Origin of the sequence: Staphylococcus sp. HMSC072B07 (genome assembly GCF_001815505.1) — a bacterium.
Taxonomy (GTDB): domain Bacteria; phylum Bacillota; class Bacilli; order Staphylococcales; family Staphylococcaceae; genus Staphylococcus; species Staphylococcus simulans.
In genome coordinates this window covers 39,448-62,755 of record NZ_KV820917.1, presented here as the reverse complement: position 1 = coordinate 62,755, position 23,308 = coordinate 39,448, and the positions used below count along the sequence as shown (strand labels likewise).

Genomic DNA, 23,308 nt, shown 5'->3' with positions numbered 1-23,308 from the left:
AAGTGATGAGATGAAAGTGTTTATGCATTTAAGCTGGTTTTTTAAACAAGAGAAGTTGAAGTATATTGGCGGGCTATTAGTATTACTCTTTATCGCATTATTTCAGCTTATTCCGCCGCAAATCATCGGTAAAACAATTGATGCGATTGCAGCTGATCGTTTAACGGGAAGGCAGCTATTTACTTATATGATGATACTTGCTTTTGCGGCAGTGATGATTTATATTCTACGCTACTCTTGGCGTGTTCTGATTTTTGGAACAAGTAATAAGTTAGGGAAGATTTTGCGTAACCGTTTATATGAGAAATATACTTCTATGAGTCCATCTTTCTTCCAAAGACGTCGAACAGGTGACTTGATGGCCCATGCGACCAATGATATTAATGCTGTTCAAGGTGCCGCAGGTCCAGGGGTGTTAATGATTGGCGACTCTTTAATTACAGGAACTTCAATTTTAATTACGATGGCACTGACAATCAACTGGAAATTGACGTTGATAATTATGCTGCCTTTACCTATTTTAGTCTTATTAACAAGCTATTATGGCCGTTTGATGAGCAAAGGCTTTAAAAAAGCACAAGCGGCATTCAGTCGTTTAAATGATAAGACACAAGAAAGTATTGCTGGTATTAAAGTTACTAAAACAATGGGTTATGAAAAAAGTGACCAAAAGGACTTTAAAACTATCAGTGATGATGTGGTTCGAAAAAATTTAAAAGTTGCGCAAATTGATGCCTTATTCAGTCCAACGATTATGTTAGTGATTGGTACAAGTTACTTCCTTGCATTAGTGTTTGGGACATTTATGATTTTCAATCATACAATTACGTTGGGTCAGTTAATTACCGCAACAACGTATCTCGGTATGTTAGTGTGGCCGTTACTTGCGTTAGGTTTCTTCTTTAATATTATTCAAAGAGGTCATGCATCCTATGAAAGAATTAGTGGTATTTTAGACACAGAAAATGAAATAGATTTAACTTATAAAGTAAATGGTTATCCATCAGGACCCATCACTTATCAAATTAAATCTTTTACTTTCCCGGGCAGTGAACATCCTTCGTTAAGAGATGTACACTTTACTATTGAAGAAGGTATGACTGTCGGTATAGTTGGGCGTACAAGTTCAGGAAAGAGTACGTTATTACGACTGTTAGTACGTGAATTTGATACGCAACGTCCTGAAGATATTACGTATGGCGGTATTCCAATCCGTGATTATGAAATCCAACATTTACGTGCGATGTTTGGTTATGTACCGCAAGACAACTTCTTATTCTCTACAACTATCCGAGAAAATATTGCTTATGCGGCACCGAATAGTACAAAACAACAAATTCAACAAGCAGCTGAGACCAGCTATGTTCATCATGATATTTTAAATTTCCCTCAAGGGTATGACACGATTGTTGGAGAACGTGGTGTTTCATTATCAGGAGGTCAAAAACAACGTGTTTCTATCGCACGTGCAGTCATTTCGGATCCGCCTGTCTTGATGTTTGATGACTCTTTGTCAGCGGTTGATGCAGATACAGAAGAACATATTCTTAACAATATGAGAGACCAAAGACAAGGCAAAACGAATATTATTACTGCACATCGTATGAGTGCAGTGAGTCATGCGGATTTAATTATCGTGATGGATGAAGGTACAGTGGCAGAACAAGGGACACATGAACAATTGATGCGCAATCAAGGTTGGTATGCGAAAACTTATCAGTCACAACAATTACGCGACCAATTAACTAAAAAGTTAGATGAAGCGGCACATGAAGAGGAGGGTGATTATCATGGCTAGAAGACAGAAAATGCATGGTGATAATCAACTCAGTGCGCGTGATCAGTGGCATACATTAATGCGCTTGATGCGTTATACCTTCCCGTTTAAATGGTTGATTTTAGCTGCCTTTGTGATGCTTGGGATTTCCACAGCAGCAGGTGTGGCGGTGCCTTATATTGTGAAAGTGTTTATTGATGATTACTTAACACCAAGACACTTTCCACAACATGAAATCATTTGGATGATTGTTATCTTTATCGGCATTGAATTGATTGGTGCGATAACAACATATATTAACATTTATATGTTCCAAAACTTCGCATTTAAAATTATCCAACAATTACGTATTGATGCGTTTGATAAAATGGGCGAACTCGGCATGAAGTATTTTGATGAGGTGCCAAGTGGAAGTATCGTGTCACGATTAACGAATGACACAGAAGCCATCGTTAACATGTTTGTTGGGGTTTTTTCTTCCTTTATGATGGCATTATTTACAGTCATTTCAAGTTTTATTATGATGTTTATTCTAGATGTCAGACTTGCGTTAATGGCTTTATGTTTTATGCCGATTATTATCATTATTTTAGCTTTATATCGTAAATATGCTTCAATATTCTTTGCGCAAGCACGTCAACGGTTATCTGATTTGAACGCGAAACTTGCCGAATCTATTGAAGGTATCCGTATGATTCAAGTCTTTAACCAAGAACGCAGACTACAAAAAGAATTTGATGAAATTAACGAAGAGCACTATCAATATAACTTGAAAACGATTCGCCTAGATGGTCTATTATTACGTCCAGCCATCGGTATGTTAAGTATCTTTGCGACAGTAATGATACTAAGTTATTTCGGATTATTAAGCTTCTCTTCGACTGTGACGGCAGGGGTTGTTTATGCGTTCGTACAATATATGCAGCGCTTCTTCGAACCCATTAACCAGGTCAGTCAAAACTTGAATATATTCCAACAAGCTATTGTTGCAGCTAACCGTGTCTTTACATTACTAGATAACGACACATTAGAACCTAAACAAAATGAAATCGCTGACCACCATATCACAGAAGGTAAAATTGAATTTAAAGATGTAACCTTCAGTTATGATGGAGAACACAATGTATTAAAACATATTACATTTACTGCTAATCCTGGTGAAACAATAGCGCTTGTAGGCCATACAGGTTCTGGTAAAAGTACGATTATTAATTTATTTATGCGCTTTTATGAATTTCATCAAGGTGAAATATTAATTGATGGTCAATCTATCAAATCAATTCCAAAGCAAGAATTGAAACAAAAAGTAGGGCTAGTTCTGCAGGATCCGTTTATCTTCTATGGAACAGTTTTATCTAATATACGTTTATATCACCCAACAATGACATTCGAACAAGCAAAAGCTGCTTCAGAATTTGTGCATGCAGATCGCTTTATTGAACAACTGCCAGATCAATATGAGCATAAAGTAATAGAGAAGGGTAGTGCATTCTCTAGTGGTGAACGTCAGTTAATTGCATTTGCGAGAACGATGGCAATTGACCCTAAAATTCTTATTTTAGATGAAGCAACTGCTTTTATTGATTCTGAAACAGAAGAACAAATACAAAACTCATTGAAAGATATGCGTAAAGGACGTACAACGCTCGCAATTGCACATCGATTGTCGACGATTCAAGATGCAAATCAAATTTTAGTGTTAAATCAAGGTGAGATAGTCGAACGGGGTACGCATGAAGAATTACTTGCACAAAAAGGCATTTATTATAATATGTATTTGCTGCAAAATGGATAAAAGAATAAGCGTAACAAAAGAAGCACCTAAAGCCGTTTGAACTTTAGGTGCTTCTCTTTAGTTTATGTAAGTGTTATTCCTTACCAGCTAAGAATAGTTTAAACTCTGGGAATTGTTCAATCACACGTCTTGCGAATGAACAGCTCGCAGTGATTTTAAGTTGATTTGCATTCGCGTAATCTACTACTTTTTCAACGAGTTTCGTTCCGATACCTTGGCCGCCTAATTCATCACTGACAGCAGTATGGAAAATATCAATCACATTTTCTTGCTCATCTCTGAATTCAATGATGGCGCTCGGTGAACTTTCTTCCCCAATAAAGAACTTATGGTCGCCTTGCTTTAAATCTGTCATAATCCCCTTTATCTATTTAATGTTACTCCTATCTAAATGGTACAAAACAAAGCGGGTCAGAAACAAGGGTTATTACAAAAATTATATGTTTTCTTTAATGTAAGCGTTTTCTTTAATTTATAAATTTACAAAATAATTAACGTCAAATTAAAAAGAGTACTTTTCTCTTTAATGTGTATATGAATAGTGAACCTAACTGTTTTTTAATTATAAAATATTAGGTTGAAAATTTCAGAATTCTGAGAATCTAAAAGATTTCATGAATACCATTGCAATTTAGTGTATTTAAGGGTATAGTTTAAAACATAATGATTACGATTTGGAGGGACCTTTTAAGATGAAAAAGACACTTTTCATAATGTTATCTTTAGTCTTAACAGTTGTATTAGCAGCTTGCGGTAATGGTGACAGCAGCAAAGACAGCGGTAATAAAGACAGTAAAGATGCTAAGTACAGCGAAAGCAATAAGATGAAAGTTAACACAACTGTATTCGCATTCCAAAGTTTTGCGGATCAAATCGGCGGTAAATATGCAGATGTGAAATCAATTTACCCACCAGGTACAGACTTACATAGTTTTGAACCAACACAAAAAGAAATCATGAACATTTCTAAAGGCGACTTATTTATTTATACAGACAAAGAAATGGACCCAGCAGCGGGTAAAATTGCGAAAACAATTAAAGACAACAAGAAAGTGCTTGAGTTAACAAAAGGCTTAGACAAAAACGCGATTCTTCCTGGTGAAGAACATGAGCATGAACACGAACATGAACATGGTGACCATGAAGAAGGTGAACACCACGAACACGGTGATCATGAAGAACACGGTGAACATGAAGAGCATGGTGATCACGAAGAACACCATCATCACCACGGCAAATACGATCCACATATTTGGTTAGATCCAGTAGCAGATAAAACATTTGCGAAAGAAATCAAAGATGAATTTGTGAAAAAAGACCCTGATCACAAAGATTACTACGAAAAGAACTACAAAAAATTAGTTCAAGACATCTCAGATGTAGATAAAGAATTAAAAGACGTTTCTAAAAACAAAAAACGCGACAAAGTGATTATCTCTCACGATTCATTAGCTTACTTAGCTAAACGTTATGACTTCGAACAAGAAGGTATTAATGGCATGAACAACGATGAACCAACACAAAAAGAATTAATGGCTATCGTTTCTGATATCAAGAAAGAAAAACAACCATATGTATTATACGAACAAAACATCACTTCTAAAGTGACAGATATCATCAGAAAAGAAACTAACACGAAACTATTACCATTCCACAACTTATCAGTTTTAACAAAAGATGAATCAAAAGATAAAGATGTTACTTATCAATCATTAATGAAGAAAAACATCGAGTCACTGAAAAAAGCTTTAGACAACTAATGTGATTAACGTTTATGATACGCATTTCCGGTTAAATCGGAAGTGCGTATTTTTTATTTACATGAAACAAAATGCTGGTATAAAAATTATACTGGTGTTATAATGAGTTTACAAAGTAAGTATAATAATTATACTGAATAAAGGAGGTTTCCATATATGGAAAATATTAAACGTATACATCATATTTCAGCAATTGTAGGTGACGCACAAGAGAACTTAGACTTCTATCGTAATGTACTTGGCTTACAATTGATTAAACAAACAGTAAACTTCGATGACCCAGGTGTTTATCACTTATACTTCTCAAGACAAGATGACGACAAACGTATGGTAATGACATTCTTTAACTGGCCAAATCAACATAAAGGTCGAGTGGGAAGCGGACAGGTTGGACGTATCGCATTCAGAATTCCTAAAGGCTCAATGGATGCTTGGGAAGCAAATTTAAATGAACAAGGTATTGAAACTAAAATTTCTGGTTTGTTCGACGAAGCAACATTAGAATTTAATGATGTGCATGGACTAGCTTTAGCATTAGTTGAAGGACAAGAAGAAGCTGAAGATAATGCTATTATAGGTTTCCACGGTACAGAACTATTATCTGCAGATCCAGCAGGTACTCGCAGTACATTAGTTGATGATATGGGATTAAGTGTTGTTAACGAAAACCCTTCTAAAATCCACTTAGAAACAGAAGGCGAAGAAAAACACCAAATCATTATGTCTGCACAACCATTGCCAAAAGGTTTATTCGGTGTAGGTACAGTGCATCATGTGGCTTGGTCTATCCCAACAGAAGCAGAACATTTAGAATGGCAAAAACACATGGAAGACCATGGTTACTTTGTGACAGAAGTTAAAGACCGTAACTACTTCAAAGCGATTTACTTCAAAGAAAAAGGTGACATCGTATTTGAAATGGCGACAGATGGTCCAGGTTTTGCGGTAGATGAGCCGAAAGATCAATTAGGTCAACATCTTCAATTACCGCCACAATATGAAGATAGACGCGAAGCTTTAACGCAAAATCTTAAACCATTGAAATTATAATATCAGTTATATAAAAGAACTCCTGTGCTTACTTATTTAGAGTAAGTGACAGGGGTTTTTTTCGTTTGAATAATGATAATAACAAGATGAGGAATTATTTTTTAAAGGTTCAAAGTGCCATAAATATTTTAACTTCGAAACATTTGGACATATAAAAGAAAGATTTGGATATTCTATTGTTTTCAGAAAAATGATAACGTTTACATGAATAGAAAATTAATTATTTGAAGGTACAAAGACAACACCAGAAATAACAATCTATAGATAGAGGTGAAAGGATTGGAAAGAAAATTAACGCGCTTTGAAAAGTATACATTTGGATTCGGAACAGTAGGAAAGGACGCCATTTTTAATATTGTCAGTTTGTTTTTAATGTTCTATATTACGGACATTGTTGGACTCTCACCCGCATTCGTCGGAGTGTTGTTTTTCGCAGCACGTATTTGGGATGCGATTAACGATCCGATTATGGGTATGATTGTTGATAATACACACAATCGCTTCGGCAAATTCAAAACATGGCTCGTTATCGGTACATTAATTAACGCTATCATCACAGTATTACTCTTCACAAACTTTGATTTCGCAGGCAACGGCATGTACATTTACATCTCAATCATGTACATCATATGGGGTATGACTTATACCATTATGGACATCCCATACTGGTCTTGGTTGCCAAACTTAACGAATAACCCACGTGAGCGTGAAGAAGTTGCGGTAGTGCCACGTTTCTTTGCGAGCTTTGCGGCTTTTGTGATCGGAAGCTTCGGTTTAATGTTCATCCATAAATTAGACGATTTCTTAGGTCAACCGTTCAGAGGTGCAGGTATTTTTGCGCTTGCAATCATCTGTAGTATTACATTTATCATTACTATCGGTATTACAGTATTCTTCGTTCATGAAGACACTGAAATTGAAAGACAAAACGCAATTAAAGTCCGTTTTAAAGATATTTGGCGTATTCTCTTTAAAAACAAAGAGTTGCTTGCGGTAATTGGTGTAATCTTAGCATTCAACTTATGTGGACAAATGATTAACGCAATTATCTTGTATTACTTTAAATATGTGGCAGGCGTAGAAAGCTTATTCTCTGTCTTTAACACAATGATTATTATGGAAATGGGATCATTATTGATTTTCCCATACTTAGTTAAGAAAGTCGGACGTAGTGCAGTATTCAACTACGCTGTATTTGGAATTATTATTGGTTTAGTAGTTATCTTGCTTGCAGGCTTTATTGCGCCGCACGCAGCAATCTGGGTAATTATTGGCGGTGCATGTATCCGCTTCGGTACAGGTACACTTGTCGGAATCAACACAGTCGCGTTAGCTGACGTAATCGACTACAGTGAAGTGAAATTCGGTCAACGTAACGAAAGTGTCATCACATCAACACAAACATTCTTAGTAAAATTAGCACAAGCATTTGCGGGATTAAGTGTCGGTGTCGGTTTATCAATGATTGGTTATGTGCCAAATGTTGAACAAACAACAGATACAATCTGGGGTATCAGAATCGGTATGATTGGGGTACCAATCTTCTTTATCATCATTTGTAGTATTTTATATCATAAAGCCTTCAACTTAAAAGGCGATTTCTTACGTGATATTCAACAAACACTTGAATTTAAACGTAAAAGAGAAGGACGTCCGCCGATTCATAAAGAAGAAAAACTGTAACAATACAATAAGCAGTGTTAGAGCATTCATTCATAACTCTATCCACTGCTTTTGTTTTACAGCAACAAAAAAGTAGCTGCTTGATAGTTTCATTTATTCAGATTGCAATGCTTTTCTGGCCTTATAATTTTTGCGGTATTGCGTAGGTGGACAGTTAAAGTACTTAGAGAAAGCCTTGGAGAAAGCAAGTGACACATCATAATTAAGTTCATCTGCAATGGCTTGCACAGTTTTATTTGTGAATTTCAGCTGTTCAGCCGCAAAAGCCATACGAAGATCGGTGAGATATCTGCTTGGTGAAGCGCCAAATTGCTTTTTGAAACGTTTATAGAGCTGACTACGGCTCATGTTTGCGACTTGAGCAGCATTATCAACAGTAGTATCTTTGCTTTTGAAGTTGTCATTGAAATATTCTAAAGCATCTTTTAAATCTGTTGCTTCACGTTGATCAGGAATTACAATTTCTTTTTGGTTTTGTTGTGTTAGGAAATATAACAATTCAAATAGTCTTATCTTTAGTAAGATATCGTGGGTGTCCTCAGGGGTATGGCTGTTTGCCAGAATGCAGATTTTAAAGATTAATTTAAACAGTGTTTCAGTGTTTTGATTTAAGAGGACGAATTCATCTGATAAAGAAGTACGTGTAATAAAGCTGATGGCATGCGTGCCGCTGAAGCCGACCCACATATAATGCCAAGGTGTTTCTCCTGTCGCATGATATTTGACATGCATGCCTTTGAGCAATAAGAAGACATCACCTTTCTTTAAATGGTAAGTCGTATCATTCACAGTAAAGGTGCCGGTTCCTTGTGTCACGATATGCAAGACAGCAGGTTTAGTGACTTCATATTCATAGCCGTTACCTACGTATAAGTTTTCTTTGCCACATTCATCAACTTGGGCTTCGTAGCTTGTTTTTTTAAGTTTTGTCCAAAAGACTTGCACTTGTCTCACTCTCTTTCTCTCTATGATAGAGCCATTATAACACGTACATTTAACAAAATTATATAATTTTGAAAAATACTTAGGAGGGTCATACCTTGAAATTAGATTTACACTATAACTTAGAACAATTACATGTTAATACATTACCTTATGCCGCTTATTTTATCCCAAAGCCGCAACAACACAATACTTCTGTAACACAATTATCTGGTGACTGGAACTTCGGTTTCTTCAACAGTGTGGCAGAGTTCGAAGCAAGCCGTCATAAAGTGACACAAACTTTACCAGTACCTTCTGTGTGGAATTTACATGGATTTGACCAAACACAATATGTCAATATTAAATATCCAATCCCATTTGATCCGCCGTATGTACCAGAAGATAATCCATGTGGTTATTATGAACGCAACTTTACCATCGATTCTATCTATGACAATGACCATCAATTTGTGTTGAACTTTGACGGTGTCAGCAGTGCGTATTATGTATGGATCAATAATACATTTGTAGGCTACAGCCAAGTTTCACGTAGTGCGTCACGTTTTGATGTCACATCTTTTGTTCAAGAAGGGGACAATACGATTCAAGTATTAGTCGTTAAATATTCAGATGGTACGTATTTTGAAGATCAAGATATGTTTAGACATTCAGGTATCTTCAGAGATGTGTATATTGTAGAACGTCCTAACAATCGTATTGAAGATTATACGATTCAAACGACAGTCGATACAGCTGTACAAACAGGTGCAGTCCATTTAGATGTGACGCAAGTAAATGGTAAACCTCATTATACAGTAGCGCTGCTTGACCAAGAAGGCGGCGTCATTACTGAACAAAAAGGGACAAATGAAGATGTTTTAGTATTAAATGTAGAAGATGCTGCTTTTTGGAGTGCTGAAACACCTTACCTTTATACGCTAGTCATCACAACTACGGATGAAGTTATCACTGAACAGGTCGGTTTACGTGAAGTTGAAATTAAAGATCAACAGTTATGGATTAATGGTAAATCTGTGAAATTGCGTGGGGCTAACTATCACGACAGCAACCCGGAAACGGGATATGTCTTAACTGAAGCGCAAATGCATGAAGATTTGACATTAATGAAACAAGCCAACTTTAATGCGATTCGTACAGCACACTATCCGAAAGCGCCTCGCTTCTATGAGTTAGCTGATGAATACGGGTTCTACGTGATGAGTGAAGCGGATTTAGAAACACATGGCGTAGTGCTGTTTTATGGAGATGAAAATACTAAAGACTTTAATATTATCGCTGATGATCCGCAATACGAAGCACTGATTTTAGATCGTATTGAAGCGTCTATTGTACCGCTACGCAACTTCTCATCTATTATTATGTGGTCATTAGGTAATGAATCTGGATATGGTGTCAATATTGAGAAAGCAGCTGAACTTGCGAAGGATTTAGATGCAACACGTCCAGTCCATTATGAAAGTGCCTTTTACGCAGAAGGTGGGGAAGATTTCTCTAAACTAGATATGATCAGTCGTATGTATCCGTCACCTGAAGAAATTAAAGAGCGTTATTTAGATAATCAAAATATTACACAACCCTTTATCTTATGCGAGTATGCACATGCGATGGGGAATTCACCAGGCGGTCTTTTAGAATATCATGAATTATTAGAAGCGTATCCAAGCTTTATTGGTGCGTTTGTTTGGGAATGGTGCGACCACGCAGTAAATATCAGTCAAGATGAAGCGCAACCAGTCTTTCGTTATGGCGGAGATTTCGGAGAAGATTTACATGACGGCAACTTCTGTGTAGATGGTATCGTATCGCCAGATAGAACGCCGCACGAAGGTTATTATGAATTCCAACAAGTGAATCGTCCGGTGATTTTATCTCATTATGATAAACAGACGTTAACGTTTTATAATCGTCTCGATTTTATTGATGCAGATGAAGTCTTGCAATTACGTTTTACGATTACGACATTATCAGGTGAACAATATGAAGAGTATGCAGATTTAACAGGATTTGAACCACATACTGAAATTTCTGTGGAACTGCAGACGTTTATTGATGAAGCGATTTTAAACCAAATCAGTGATATTTTAGTAGAGTATATTTCACTTAAAGATCAAACAATTTTAGGTCATGATCAAATCGTTCAAGAACGTTTGGAATTTGAAACAGTAACAGAGCATGAATCTGCTTATCAAGTTTCAGTGGATGATACAGCACATACTATTCACATTTCAGGAGAAGATAGTGATTATGCGTTTGATACACAAACTGCTTCATTAACGCACGTTACACAAGCAGGTAAGCTCGTGCTACATGAACCTACTGCAATCCGCATTTGGCGTGCACCGACAGATAATGACATTAATATTCGTAAGCAATGGGAAGAAATGGGTTACGAATATGCGCATACGCGTGTATATGATTATTCGATTGTCGAATCTGAAGGCGGCGTGAGTATTCAATTCCAAATCAGTATTGTGCATAAACGTGTGCCGAAAATCTTAACAGGTACTTTAACTTGGTTAGTGCATGCGGATGGTAAGATTGAAGCGGATTTAGAACTTGAGAAGAATGCGCGTATGCCGTTCTTACCGAGACTTGGCTTAGAATTCAAGTTATCAAATGACTATCAAAAATTAGCATACTATGGTCATGGACCCTTCAGCAGTTATGAAGATAAGCAGCTTGCGAGTCATTTAGGTTACTTTGTTTCTACAGTCAATGATAATTTCTGGCCGCATATCAGACCGCAAGAAGACGGCAGTCACAATAATACAACACATGTGACATTAAATAATACAACAACACAAGTTGCGTTTAACGCTGAAACACCATTCAGTTTCAATGCGAAACCTTATTCAGATGCGCAACTTACAACAGTAGAACATGCGGATCAATTACACTTAGATGGTTACACATATGTTAATATCGATGTTGGCCAAAGTGGTATCGGTACAAACAGTTGTGGACCGGAATTACCAGAACGTTATCGTATGGATGATGCAGAGTATCACTTAAACTTTACATTGCAGTTCAATACATTATCTTAAATTCTAGTACACGAGACAAATCACAAGCTATAAAAATAAGATATAACCACAAAAAAGCAGAAGGTGACGTTTAATCAGTCAACCTTCTGCTTTTCTTTATGGTTATTAATCTGTATAGCGATGAGACATAAGTTCTTTTAAGTTGCGGATTTCTTCTTTGATGAATTGTCCTGTGTTCGTATCGCGGATACGTTTACGTTGAAGTTCTTTATCGACAAGACGTTTTGTAGATAATTCATCTGCACCGTAACGTAATACGTTTTCTTTCGTGTTGAAGTGTTGGTGTGCCACTAGCTGCATACCGTAAGAGTTGTACAGTAACGTATAACCCGCAATACCTGTTGTAGATTGATACACTTTAGAGAAGCCGCCATCAATGACGATCATTTTACCGTCGGCTTTAATCGGATCTTCACCATCAATTTCTTTGACTGGTGTATGCCCGTTAATGATATGACCTTGTTCAGGATCTAAATCAAAGTCTTCTAAGAGTTTGCCTACAACTTTAGGGTCTTCACGTAGTGAATAATATGGGTTCTTTTCTTCTTTATGAGTTGCTTTATCTTTAATGAAATAACGTTCGAATGTTGTCATGGCACGTTTTCCGAATAATGAAGAATATTTACCTGTCCATAAATACCAAACTAAGTCAGTTGCTAAATCGTCGGTAATATCTTTATTTCGGAATGCTTTACGCATATACATTTCGAATTGGTCTAATAATGGACGGCCAGCATAGAATGTGCCATCAATTTCCATGCCTTCCATATTGCCATGTTCATCAATCGGGATACAGCCGTGAATTAATAAATTACCGTTGTAAGGTAAGTAAAGTGAGCCTTTATCCATCAAGAATGTCATATGGCGTTTAAGCTTTTCTGATTCTTGTACAGAAACTAATAATTTATCAATGACTTCTTGTTCTTCTGGTAATAATTTAGCTGGGTCTTCTGGATCTACTGTCACGAAACATGTATCTGTTAATTCATGTGTTTGGCCATGTAATGTATACGTTAAGTTATCATAGTCAACATGTTCTAAGACTAAGCGTTCTTCCATTTCGAAAGAAGGACGACGTTTGATAATCGGCATTTCTAATTTGAATTGAATCATCGCAATGGCTTGATGAATTTTAGTGATTTGAAGTTGTTCTTGTTCAGATAAGTTAGAATCAGAACGTAGTTTTGGACGGAAAGCTGGGTTATCACCATAGTATTTTTCAGCTAAGTTTAATAATGGACGTAAATTGATACCGTAAGCATCTTCAACGATATTCAAGTTATCGTAACGTGCACAAATACGTAAGATGTTAGCTAGGCAGACACGAGAACCGGCATAGGCACCAATCCAAATCGCATCGTGGTTGCCCCATTGGATATCAACAGAATGATAGTTGATTAATGTTTCTACAATTTTTTCAGGTTCAGGACCACGGTCATAAATATCACCGACAACATGTAAGTGATCTACGACTAGACGTTGAATTGTGTAAGATAAACCGATAATTAAATCGTCTGCTTGTTGAGTTTCGATGATTTGACGCATCAACGTATTGTAGTAAGGTGTTTTATTCTCAAGTTCGTTGGTTTTATAAAGTAACTCTTCGACAATATAAACAAACTTTTTAGGTAATGCTTTACGTAATTTAGAACGTGTATATTTTGAAGCGGAATATTGAACCATTTGAATCATTTGGTCAATACGCGTTTCATACCAACGGTTTAATGGCTCTTTTGTTTCGAAGCTGCTTTTAACCATTCTTAATTTATCTTCTGGATAATAAATTAAAGCAGTGAAGTCGCTGATTTCTTGGTTCGACATTTTATCTTTGAAGATGTCATTGACTTTCGTACGAACATTGCCTGAACCGTTACGTAAGACATGTTGGAAAGATTCATATTCTCCATGTAAGTCACTGACAAAGTGTTCTGTACCTTTTGGTAATTCTAAAATAGATTCTAGACTGATAATTTCTGATGCAAGTTGTTCTTCATGGTTGAATTTCTCTGCAAGTAAATCGAAATACTTATTTTTAAGTTCACGTTCGTTGGTAATCATTTGTGCCTCCTGGGTTTAATAATAATAGCGCTTACATTTGATTATTGTACTTTTTTAACAATTTTTCAATGGTGACGTTTTAAAAAACTGAAAAAATAATGTGTGGTTGGATTAAAAAGAGGGAGAATAGAGAAATAAACTAAATATTTGAATCAGCTATGTTAAAATAAAAATAACATAAAAATATCAGGAGGTCTTATGACACCATTATTATCAGTACATCATTTAACGAAACAGTTTTCTAATAGCCGCTTCTCCATCAATGATGTGTCCTTTCAAGTTGATCCAGGTGAAATTGTCGCTTTAATCGGCAAAAATGGTTCAGGCAAATCAACGTTAATTCGTATGATTGTGGGAGATTATCCTTTAACTAGCGGAGAAATCTATTTTTTCGGTCAACGTGTCTCACCTGAAGATACAGCTTACAAAAATGACATAAGTGTTGTATTTGATTCCATGAATTTCACTAAAAATATGACCGTTGATAAGTTGAATCGTATGTTTCAAAAGGTGTTCCGCCATTTTGACAGTACTTTGTTTAATGATTATATCCAGCGTTTTGAACTGCCAGAAAAACAGGCAGTTAAATTCTTTTCAAGAGGTATGTCTATGAAACTCTCTATGGCAGTCGCATTGTCACACAAAAGTCGATTATTGATTTTAGACGAAGCGACAGCAGGATTGGACGCAGCAAGTCGTGATGAGATTCAAGATGAAATTGAAAAGTTCGTACATGATAGCAATCGTGGTGTGTTGATGACATCTCATATTGCGGAAGATATTGACCGCTTAGCGACAAAGTTAGTTTTTCTGAGACATGGCCAAGTTTATAAGCAAATTGACAAAGCAGCATTATACAACAATTATGCACGTTTAACATGTGATGAAACAGAATTTGAAAAACTTGAAGACGAAGATGTGTTAGCAAAAAAACACCACTTAGGTGAAGTTCAAGCGATTGTTTTAAAAAATGAACGTACTTTATCTTTTGATTTAGAATCTATCGAGTACATTGATCAAGTCAGTAAAATAATCTTAAGAGGTGAAGACATATGAAGGGTTTAATTTATAGTCAGTATTATTCAACTCAGAAAGCATTGTGGATTTACCTAGGTATCGGTTTATTGTTAGGTATCGGGTTCACAGCTGTGGATTTAGAAGGGTTTCAACCGTTAATCAGTTTAATCATTTTAATGTTTTCTGTTTCAGCTGCGACTGATAATTTGAAAAATGAAGCAGCAGCGGGTTGGTATAAATATGCGATTACATTACCTGTCAGTCGCAAAGAAATTGTACAAGCACATTATGCATATTATTTTCTGTCTGCTGGATTAGGGTTAGCCATTGTTCTGTTTATTTTTGCAGGCAGATATCTATTAGGCTTCGGTACTATTACTGAATCCCTTTCAGCTATCATGTTAGGGATAGGAATTTGTTTGTTAGTGTCGTTGTTTTATCCGTGTACTTATGTGGTTGGTGCAGATAAATCGAATATAATTCAAATGATTATCACAGGAATTATAGTAGTTACATATATCGTGTATAACACTGTAACACTTATCATTGGCGGTTATATGTATGGCTCAGGTAATGATGCCATGCAGCATACTGGTTTTGAACTGGGACGCATGTCTATCTTCCTTGTCTTTGCGCTAATACTTGCGCTGTTTGGTTACTTCATAGGTTTGAACAAGTTTAAAAATCAGAATTTCTAAAAAATCAAAATAAATCATAACAAATAGATAAAGCACACTTCATTTTTTTGAAGTGTGCTTTGTTTTCGTATTGTTTAGTTTTGTCTATGACGGCGTTTCGCAATGTAACGGTAAGCAAAGTATACTAACGCAATTGCGATAATAGCATACATGATATATGAGTATGTATGCATTACATTTAAAATATCGTGCCAGTTATCGCTTAACGATTTACCTAAATAGATTAAACCGAAGTTCCAAATTGTTGTGCCGACTAATGACAATGTCGCAAATGTGACGATGTTCATTTTGTTGACGCCTGCAGGAATAGTAATCAATACACGTAAGACTGGAACGAAGCGACAGATAAAGACTGCGATTGCACCGTATTTTTTAAACCAATTGTTGGCACGTTCAACGTCTTTACCTTTAAGTTTAATCCATTTACCGTATTTGTCTACGAAGCGGTAAAGTTTCTGTTCATTAACTAAGCTACAGATGTAATACAGAATCAATAGCCCCATAAATGAAGCGACTGTTGCGATAATCAATAGCAGCCAAATAGAAATATGTGATTTTGCGGCTAATACACCTGCGAAAGTCAGCACAATTTCTGAAGGCACGAAAGACAGGATATTCTCAGCAAGAATTAAAATGAAAATTGCGAGATATCCCCAACGCGAAATAAAGTCAGTCAGTATTTGTTCCATGGTAATGCGATGACTCCTTTTTATGTACAAGTTTTATAATGTTTTAATTTTATTTAAAGAACACTTGTGGTTTTGTGTCCAAGCTATATTGTACTAAAAATAGAATCAAATGACATCTATTTATATATCCAGCATAAGCATGTCCAAATTTAAAAATCATAAAAGTCAGGCGTAGTCATGGTTTGTTCGAGGTGTTTTGTAAATAACGAAATAATATTGTGTCATTCATAGTGTTCAAATTTCTGTAAAAAAGTTATTGTGAACGGTTTCAAATAGTGGTAATATTTACTAGAACAACTTAGGTCATATGATGACCTAATGTATTTTGAACACAGAAAGTTGGGATATCTATGAGTGAAAGAAAGAGTAACGTACGATGGTTCTTCGCATTTGCGTTCTTTATTATTGGGGTTATTGCGTATATGGACAGATCTAACATCTCCTTAATTGCGGCACCAATGATGGAAGATTTACATATGACGAAGGCTCAGTTTGGTTTATTAGCAACATTCTTCTCAGCGGGCTATGCCATGATGCAAGTCCCATCCGGTATTCTTGCGGAAAAATTCGGACCGCGAAAAATGTTGACGATTGCGTTGATTTGGTGGAGTGCATTTACGATTTTAACTGGTTTAGTTAAGAACCACGGTTTATTATATACTGTGCGTTTCTTATTCGGTGTAGGGGAAGCGCCGATGTATCCATCAAACGCAGTATTCAACTCATATTGGTTTACTAAAAATGAAAAAGGGCGTGCATCTAGTGCGTTGCTTGCAGGGTCATATTTTGGTCCGGTTATCGCACCGATCGTGACAGTATGGATTGTAAGTTTATTTAACTGGCAGGCCGTATTCTATATCTTCGGGGCAGTTGGTTTTGTGATTGCGTTATTGTGGGTGATTATCGCAAAAGACTTACCTGAACAACATAAAATGGTTAACAATGCTGAAAAACGTTATATCATTCAAGGTCGTGACGTGGTTGATGCAGGTGAAAAACAATCTGCACCATGGAGCGCATTCTTTAAACATTTCAGTTTCTATGCGATTGCAGTTCAATATTTCGTAGTACAATTTATTGTTGGTTTATTCTTAATTTGGTTACCGACTTACGTAATGGAACAATATCATGTTAAATATACAGCATTAGGCTTATTGGCAGGGGTGCCATGGCTTGCGATGTTTATTTGCATCATGATTGCTGGTGCAATTTCAGATAGAATTTTACAAGCTGGCAAATCACGTTTTGTCGCTCGTGGTTCAATTGCGATTGTAGGTATGGTTGTCTTTAGTATTGGTTTATTATTCGCAATCCGCAGTGAAGTATTAGAAGTGAATATCGCTTGGTTAGCAGTATGCTTAAGCGGTATGGGTGTCACTACTGGTATGAGCTGGGCAGCAGCTGCTGACATCGGACGTAACTTCTCAGGTACAGTTTCAGGTTGGATGAACTTATGGGGTAACGTCGGTGCGATGTTAAGTCCATTAATCGCTGGTATTTTAGCTGATTTGATCGGTTGGACTTGGACATTACAATCATTAATTATTTTAGTTGCGATAGCTATATTAATGTGGTTCTTCGTTAAACCAGATAGTCCGCTTGTAGTCAATCGTTCTAAAATGTAAGCACAAGTATAAAATAAGATAGTAAATACAGGTCATGTTACGATGAATGAGAGAAAGGGTCTTATCAAGCGTAGCATGACCTTTTAATTTTATTATGGTTCGTTGAATTATTTTAGGGGAAAGAAAGTACTGGTAAAATATAGAAATTGGAGAGGGAAAATATGATTACAGTAATTGTTAAAACAAAAGTCAACGATATGAATTATGATAAATATACACAATTAATGGGACAATTAGTCGCAGCATCACAAGCTGAAGCATCAAATATCAGCTATGAACATTATGAAAATGCGAATATCCCAAATGCCTTTGCGATTATTGAACAATGGAGTTGTGAAGAAGGCTTTGAAAATCATAAGAAATCTGATCATTTCCAAGTGTATTGGCAAGAAATCGTACAACTTTGTCTAGATGAGCCAGAAATTATTGTCTTTGATAACCAAGAAACACTCACAGAAAATTAAGCAACAAATAAGGCAGGGCATGACTTTAGTGCTATAATAGGACATAAATAGACAAAGACATAAAGATGTCTGTCATGTCAAATCAGTAAGGAGAATGAAGAGTATGATTTACCAACATGGAACTTTGGCGACGTTAATGGCTGGAATGCTTCAAGGCACAGTATCTGTAGATGAGATGCTTGAACAAGGAGATATGGGCATCGGTACATTGACAGGTTGCGACGGTGAAGTCATTTTTATTAACGGTAACGCTTATCACGCAGATGAATACGGCGGTTTCAGACACTTAGACGGTCATGAGATGTTGCCGTTTGCGACCATTACGAAATTTGACCCTACACAGGCATTTGAAGTGTTGAATGTTACAACTCAAGATGAATTGTACGATCAAATTATGGAACGCATGAAGAGCCGCAACTTATTCTCAGCAATCCGTATCACAGGCAGTTTCAATCATGTCCATGTACGTATGATGCCGAAACAAGAGCCGCCATATACGCGATTAATGGAATCAGTGAATCGCCAACCAGAACACCATTATGATTATTTAAATGGTACAATTGTCGGTTTCTTCACACCTGAACTGTTCCACGGTGTTGGCTCAGCAGGTTTCCATTTACATTTCGTGGACCAAGACCGTACAGTAGGCGGCCATATTTTAGGCTTTGAATTAGAACGAGGCAGTGTAGAAATTTCTGATGCAGAAACGTTCGAGCAACACTTCCCAACTAAAGATGAAGCATTCTTAGAAGCAGATATTGATTACGAAAATATCGATGAAGAAATCAGAATGGCAGAATAAGCGAAACAACATCCTAACGTCAGGATATAATACGCGGGTATTATGTTCTGGCGTTTTTTATTTTCATATAGGACATGACCATCTGATAAATTAAAAGATAGATGACTTTAATATTTGAAAGGAGAAATCGTATGGCGCACTATATCAAGTCGCTATTTAAATTTAATAAACACAATGTGAATTACAGTAAAGGAATAAGACAAGGCTTATTGATGCTGACACCGTTACTGTTAGGATATCTGTTAGGTTACTTCCAATTTGGTTTATTAATAGCGACAGGGACATTGGCTAACATTTATGTCTTTGGCGGATCTGATAAATCTAAATTACGTATTTTATGGTGGTGTGCTGTCGGGTTTGCGTTATGTATTACATTTGGAACACTGACAGTTGCAACACCGTTGCTGTTTGGAATATTGTTGCTGCTTGTTACTGTTGTAGCATACTACATATTCAGTGCTTTAGAAATTCCTGGTCCTTCAGCAACTTTCTTCATTGTAACGTTTGCGTTACCGATTAACATGCCGATTGCGCCGGAACAAGCATTGACACGTGGCGTTTTTGTATTTATCGGCGGTATCTTTGCGTTAGCAGTTGTAGCAATACTGTTAAAATTACAAGAGAAAAATACACAAGAGCGTGCCATTGAAGCGGAGTATCAAAGCTTATTAAAACTTGTTAAAGAATACGCAGACAGTGAGAAATTCAAGAAAAATACTGAGCAGTTGGTCAATCAGTTTAAATCTACAGATAAACAGCTGATTACTTCTTTTACTTCTAATAAGAAACAATCTGAACAATTACATCGTTTATATTTACTGCATAATAACGCAGAAGGTATCTTTGCTGAATTGTTAGAGTTGAAGACTAAAGAAGTCGAAACATTACCAGATGTTTTAATTGAAATGATGCAGTATATTGAACGAAGTGTTTCTTCAAGGTTAGAAGAACAAGAAATCATGCAGTGGAGAGAAAAAATCGAGCTGCCGGTTAGCTTTCAACGTTTAGAAAAACAGATTTATCGTACAGATGAAATCTTACATAGTCCGACAGGTCAAATTGAATACGAAGCGAATCTAAGACAGCCATTATACGGGCAACAGTTAAAATATAACTTAACATTAGATTCCCTAGTATTAATGAATACTTTACGTTACAGCATGATTATGGGTGCCGCCATCTTTATCGCGTTGATGTTTGATTTTGATAAGGCGTATTGGATTCCATTGACGGCCCATACGATACTGATTGGAACGAATACGATTCATAGTATGGAACGTGCCGTTGCCAGAACAATTGGTACGTTTATCGGGGTCCTCTTATTGACCGTTATTTTATCCCTTCACCCGCATATGATTGTTAGTATTATTGTACTTGCGTTAAGTGCGACGATTACTGAAGTTATTATTGGTGCGAATTATGCGATAGCGATGATTTTCATTACAACGCAAGTCATTATGTTGAACGGCCTTGCATCAGGCAAGTTATCTATTTTAATTGCTTTACCAAGGGTTGTAGATGTAGTCATCGGTGTGATTATCGCAGTCATCGGTCTCTTAATACTAGGCAGAAAAAATGCATCGCAAACATTACCAGATGCGATTGCTGAAGTGGTTCGTTATGAAATGTCTTTCTTCTATTATGTCTTCTCAAGAAATGAACATTTAGCAAAACAAGCACCGAAGTTCAGTGAATTAAAATTACGTATCAAACTAAGCAATATGAATAGTATGTACCAAAACGCACATGGTGAGTTATTTGCGGATAGTACAAAAATCAGTGCGTATTATCCAATTATCTTTGCGTTAGAAGAAATCAGCTTTATGTTATCAAGAGCGCAAAACAATCCAAAACCGCAAACGATTGATGATGTCGTTATGGGTCAGTATTTAATTGCGTTTGAAGGTATCGCGACGCACTTTGAACAACATGTACCGCTTTATCAAGGCACAGGCTTACCTTCTTTACCGCAATATACGAATATTCGCACTGCGCTGTTGAATATCCAACAATATGCACGTTTAAGAAATTCAGACAAGATTGGAGATCCTCAATAAGTGGTATAGCAATATTAAGTGATATTGAAGAGGAGGGCGTTATATGCCTTGGACATTAGATGACTATCCAAATACTTGGAAGAACTTAGATAAGTTAGAACGCAAGAAAGCAATTGATATCGGTAATGCGATGTTAAAAGATGGTTATGACGAAGGTACATTGATTCCGATTGCGACAAAACAAGCTGAAGAATGGTATAAAAATGCGTCGAAAGAAGAACTTGATGAGTTAAAAAATAAAAATATTACAAGTCATCAAAAAGATAAAGACGCGCGTCCGGAATTAAATGAAAATGATGTCGAAGTCTATAAAGAAGATAACGAGTGGAAAGTCAGAACGCATGGTGCGAAACAAGCTGCAGATAGTTATGATAAGAAAGAAGAAGCGGTTAAACGTGCCAATGAAATCGCAGATAACCGTGGCACAAAAGTACATGTGAAATCTTAAATTAAGTGTACGATAATGATTATTTAAAACAGGACTTGGGTATTTTAAAAGTACCGATTCACAGTATGCAATATAATAAGAAACTGAGCGCGTTGCATAGTGAATCAAGGGAGCAACAGATACGTTATTATAGAAGAAAGCCTCTTAACAAATTGCGTTAAGAGGCTTTCGTTTGTCTAATATACTGTTGTTTATGCTTGTGTGATTTGCCATCCATAAGGTTCTGGTAGTTGAGACCAATCTTGATCGTATTCTTCTGTTGTTAGTAAGCATTCATCTAATGATTTTGTTAATGCTTCTTGGTCTAAGTCTGTACCGATAATCACAAATTGTGTATGGCGGTCGCCAAACTCAGGATCCCAGTTTTCACGCACATCTTCACGTTCATGCAAGATTTCACGTTGTTGTGCTTCAGACATTGCCGCAACCCAGAATGTAACAGGGTGGATAGAGACTGAAGAACCTGCTTGTGACATTAAGCACGCCACATGATTATATTGTGCTAACCAAACAATACCTTTAGCACGTACAATTGTATTCGGCATATTTTCTAACCACTTATGGAAACGTTCTGCGTGGAATGGCATACGACGTTCATATACAAATGAAGAAATACCGTATTCTTCTGTTTCTGGTGTATGTGTCGCATGGCCGCCTTCTGTTAATTCTTGAAGCCAGCCTGCAGAGTTTGATGCAGCTTCAAAGTCGAATAAGCCAGTGTTTAACACATCGCTCAGTTCAACTACTGAATTTTGTGTACGGATGAATTTCGCAGTTGGTTGTAATTTGCGTAAAATACCTTCTAGTTTGTTTAATTCTTCTTCTGAAACTAAGTCTGTTTTGTTTAAGACTAAAACGTCACAGAATTCGACTTGGTCAATTAATAAATCAGCAATAGTACGTTCATCTTCTTCACTTGTACCTTGATCACGGTCAACTAATAAATCTTCTGATTTGATGTCGTTGATGAAGCGGTTCGCATCAACAACAGTAACCATTGTGTCTAAACGGCAGATGCTTGTTAAATCGATACCAAGTTCTTCATCGATATATGAGAATGTTTGTGCGACAGGTACAGGTTCAGAAATTCCTGTTGATTCAATCACGATTTGATCAATGCCGCCACGTTTAACAATATTTTCAACTTCTTTTAATAAGTCTTCACGTAATGTACAGCAGATACAACCGTTAGAAAGTTCTACTAATTTTTCATCAGTACGTGAAATGCCCCCGCCTTCAATTACTAAGTCTTTATCGATATTCACTTCACTCATGTCATTAACAATGACCGCAATGCGTAAGCCTTCTCTATTTTGTAAGATATGGTTTAATAAAGTTGTTTTACCTGAACCAAGGTACCCACTCAGTACCGTTACTGGTATTTTAGCCATAAATA

General features: G+C 36.5%; 18 protein-coding genes. 13 read left to right on the top strand and 5 right to left on the bottom strand.

Annotated features, from left to right (window positions below; all coding sequences use genetic code 11):
• The first annotated feature begins 10 nt into the window (after positions 1-10).
• Positions 11-1,798, top strand: a complete 1,788-nt coding sequence (locus HMPREF3031_RS08790; RefSeq protein ID WP_002479810.1) for an ABC transporter ATP-binding protein — start codon at positions 11-13, stop codon at positions 1,796-1,798.
• Positions 1,791-3,572, top strand: coding sequence for an ABC transporter ATP-binding protein (locus HMPREF3031_RS08785; protein ID WP_002479809.1), 1,782 nt, complete (start codon positions 1,791-1,793; stop codon positions 3,570-3,572). Before HMPREF3031_RS08790 ends, HMPREF3031_RS08785 begins: the two co-directional genes overlap by 8 nt.
• Before the next feature lie 73 nt (positions 3,573-3,645).
• On the opposite strand, the gene HMPREF3031_RS08780 is transcribed toward HMPREF3031_RS08785, so the two are convergent.
• Positions 3,646-3,927 carry a GNAT family N-acetyltransferase gene (locus HMPREF3031_RS08780; protein ID WP_002479808.1) on the bottom strand — a complete coding sequence of 94 codons (282 nt, stop codon included), beginning with the start codon at positions 3,925-3,927 and terminating at the stop codon, positions 3,646-3,648.
• A 337-nt stretch (positions 3,928-4,264) separates the two neighbouring features.
• Here HMPREF3031_RS08780 and HMPREF3031_RS08775 point away from each other — a divergent pair, with 337 nt between their 5' ends.
• The 3 genes from HMPREF3031_RS08775 to melB all read left to right on the top strand — a co-directional run bounded on the left by HMPREF3031_RS08775 (position 4,265) and on the right by melB (position 8,065).
• Positions 4,265-5,332: a metal ABC transporter solute-binding protein, Zn/Mn family gene (locus HMPREF3031_RS08775; RefSeq protein ID WP_070724826.1), complete on the top strand. Its 1,068-nt coding sequence runs from the start codon at positions 4,265-4,267 to the stop codon at positions 5,330-5,332.
• Between the two features lie 156 nt (positions 5,333-5,488).
• Positions 5,489-6,382 (top strand): VOC family protein, encoded by an 894-nt coding sequence (locus HMPREF3031_RS08770; RefSeq protein WP_002479806.1) that lies wholly within the window; start codon positions 5,489-5,491, stop codon positions 6,380-6,382.
• 279 nt (positions 6,383-6,661) lie between these two features.
• Positions 6,662-8,065, top strand: a complete 1,404-nt coding sequence (melB, locus tag HMPREF3031_RS08765; protein ID WP_070724824.1) for a melibiose:sodium transporter MelB — start codon at positions 6,662-6,664, stop codon at positions 8,063-8,065.
• 93 nt (positions 8,066-8,158) lie between these two features.
• On the opposite strand, the gene HMPREF3031_RS08760 is transcribed toward melB, so the two are convergent.
• Positions 8,159-9,019 (bottom strand): AraC family transcriptional regulator, encoded by an 861-nt coding sequence (locus tag HMPREF3031_RS08760; RefSeq protein WP_081600380.1) that lies wholly within the window; start codon positions 9,017-9,019, stop codon positions 8,159-8,161.
• An 86-nt stretch (positions 9,020-9,105) separates the two neighbouring features.
• Here HMPREF3031_RS08760 and HMPREF3031_RS08755 point away from each other — a divergent pair, with 86 nt between their 5' ends.
• Entirely contained in the window at positions 9,106-12,054 is a 2,949-nt protein-coding gene (locus HMPREF3031_RS08755; RefSeq protein WP_002479803.1) for a glycoside hydrolase family 2, read from the top strand.
• Positions 12,055-12,159: 105 nt separating this feature from the next.
• On the opposite strand, the gene HMPREF3031_RS08750 is transcribed toward HMPREF3031_RS08755, so the two are convergent.
• Positions 12,160-14,112, bottom strand: coding sequence for a fructose-bisphosphatase class III (locus tag HMPREF3031_RS08750; protein WP_002479802.1), 1,953 nt, complete (start codon positions 14,110-14,112; stop codon positions 12,160-12,162).
• Positions 14,113-14,310: 198 nt separating this feature from the next.
• Here HMPREF3031_RS08750 and HMPREF3031_RS08745 point away from each other — a divergent pair, with 198 nt between their 5' ends.
• Together HMPREF3031_RS08745 and HMPREF3031_RS08740 are read left to right on the top strand one after the other, a co-directional pair.
• Positions 14,311-15,168 carry an ABC transporter ATP-binding protein gene (locus HMPREF3031_RS08745; RefSeq protein ID WP_002479801.1) on the top strand — a complete coding sequence of 286 codons (858 nt, stop codon included), beginning with the start codon at positions 14,311-14,313 and terminating at the stop codon, positions 15,166-15,168.
• A complete protein-coding gene (locus HMPREF3031_RS08740; RefSeq protein WP_002479800.1) occupies positions 15,165-15,827 on the top strand; it encodes an ABC-2 transporter permease in 663 nt (220 codons plus the stop codon). The genes HMPREF3031_RS08745 and HMPREF3031_RS08740 overlap by 4 nt, the downstream gene beginning before the upstream one ends.
• Positions 15,828-15,901: 74 nt before the next feature.
• On the opposite strand, the gene HMPREF3031_RS08735 is transcribed toward HMPREF3031_RS08740, so the two are convergent.
• Positions 15,902-16,516 (bottom strand): undecaprenyl phosphate transporter UptA, encoded by a 615-nt coding sequence (locus HMPREF3031_RS08735; RefSeq protein WP_070724822.1) that lies wholly within the window; start codon positions 16,514-16,516, stop codon positions 15,902-15,904.
• Positions 16,517-16,866: 350 nt separating this feature from the next.
• Between HMPREF3031_RS08735 and HMPREF3031_RS08730 the strand changes: the two genes are divergently transcribed.
• The 5 genes from HMPREF3031_RS08730 (at position 16,867) to HMPREF3031_RS08710 (ending at position 21,912) form a co-directional block, all read left to right on the top strand.
• Positions 16,867-18,141, top strand: coding sequence for a pyruvate MFS transporter (locus HMPREF3031_RS08730; protein ID WP_002479798.1), 1,275 nt, complete (start codon positions 16,867-16,869; stop codon positions 18,139-18,141).
• Between the two features lie 161 nt (positions 18,142-18,302).
• Positions 18,303-18,605, top strand: a complete 303-nt coding sequence (locus HMPREF3031_RS08725; RefSeq protein ID WP_002479797.1) for a putative quinol monooxygenase — start codon at positions 18,303-18,305, stop codon at positions 18,603-18,605.
• A 94-nt stretch (positions 18,606-18,699) separates the two neighbouring features.
• Positions 18,700-19,407 carry an acetolactate decarboxylase gene (gene budA, locus HMPREF3031_RS08720; RefSeq protein ID WP_031262481.1) on the top strand — a complete coding sequence of 236 codons (708 nt, stop codon included), beginning with the start codon at positions 18,700-18,702 and terminating at the stop codon, positions 19,405-19,407.
• Between the two features lie 131 nt (positions 19,408-19,538).
• Positions 19,539-21,464: an FUSC family protein gene (locus tag HMPREF3031_RS08715; RefSeq protein WP_002479795.1), complete on the top strand. Its 1,926-nt coding sequence runs from the start codon at positions 19,539-19,541 to the stop codon at positions 21,462-21,464.
• Between the two features lie 43 nt (positions 21,465-21,507).
• The gene (locus HMPREF3031_RS08710) at positions 21,508-21,912 is read left to right on the top strand and encodes a DUF2188 domain-containing protein (protein WP_002479794.1); all 405 of its coding nucleotides are present in this window, start codon (positions 21,508-21,510) and stop codon (positions 21,910-21,912) included.
• Between the two features lie 191 nt (positions 21,913-22,103).
• Here the strand turns inward: HMPREF3031_RS08710 and HMPREF3031_RS08705 are convergent, their stop codons facing one another.
• The gene (locus tag HMPREF3031_RS08705) at positions 22,104-23,303 is read right to left on the bottom strand and encodes a GTP-binding protein (RefSeq protein ID WP_002479793.1); all 1,200 of its coding nucleotides are present in this window, start codon (positions 23,301-23,303) and stop codon (positions 22,104-22,106) included.
• Positions 23,304-23,308: the final 5 nt, after the last annotated feature.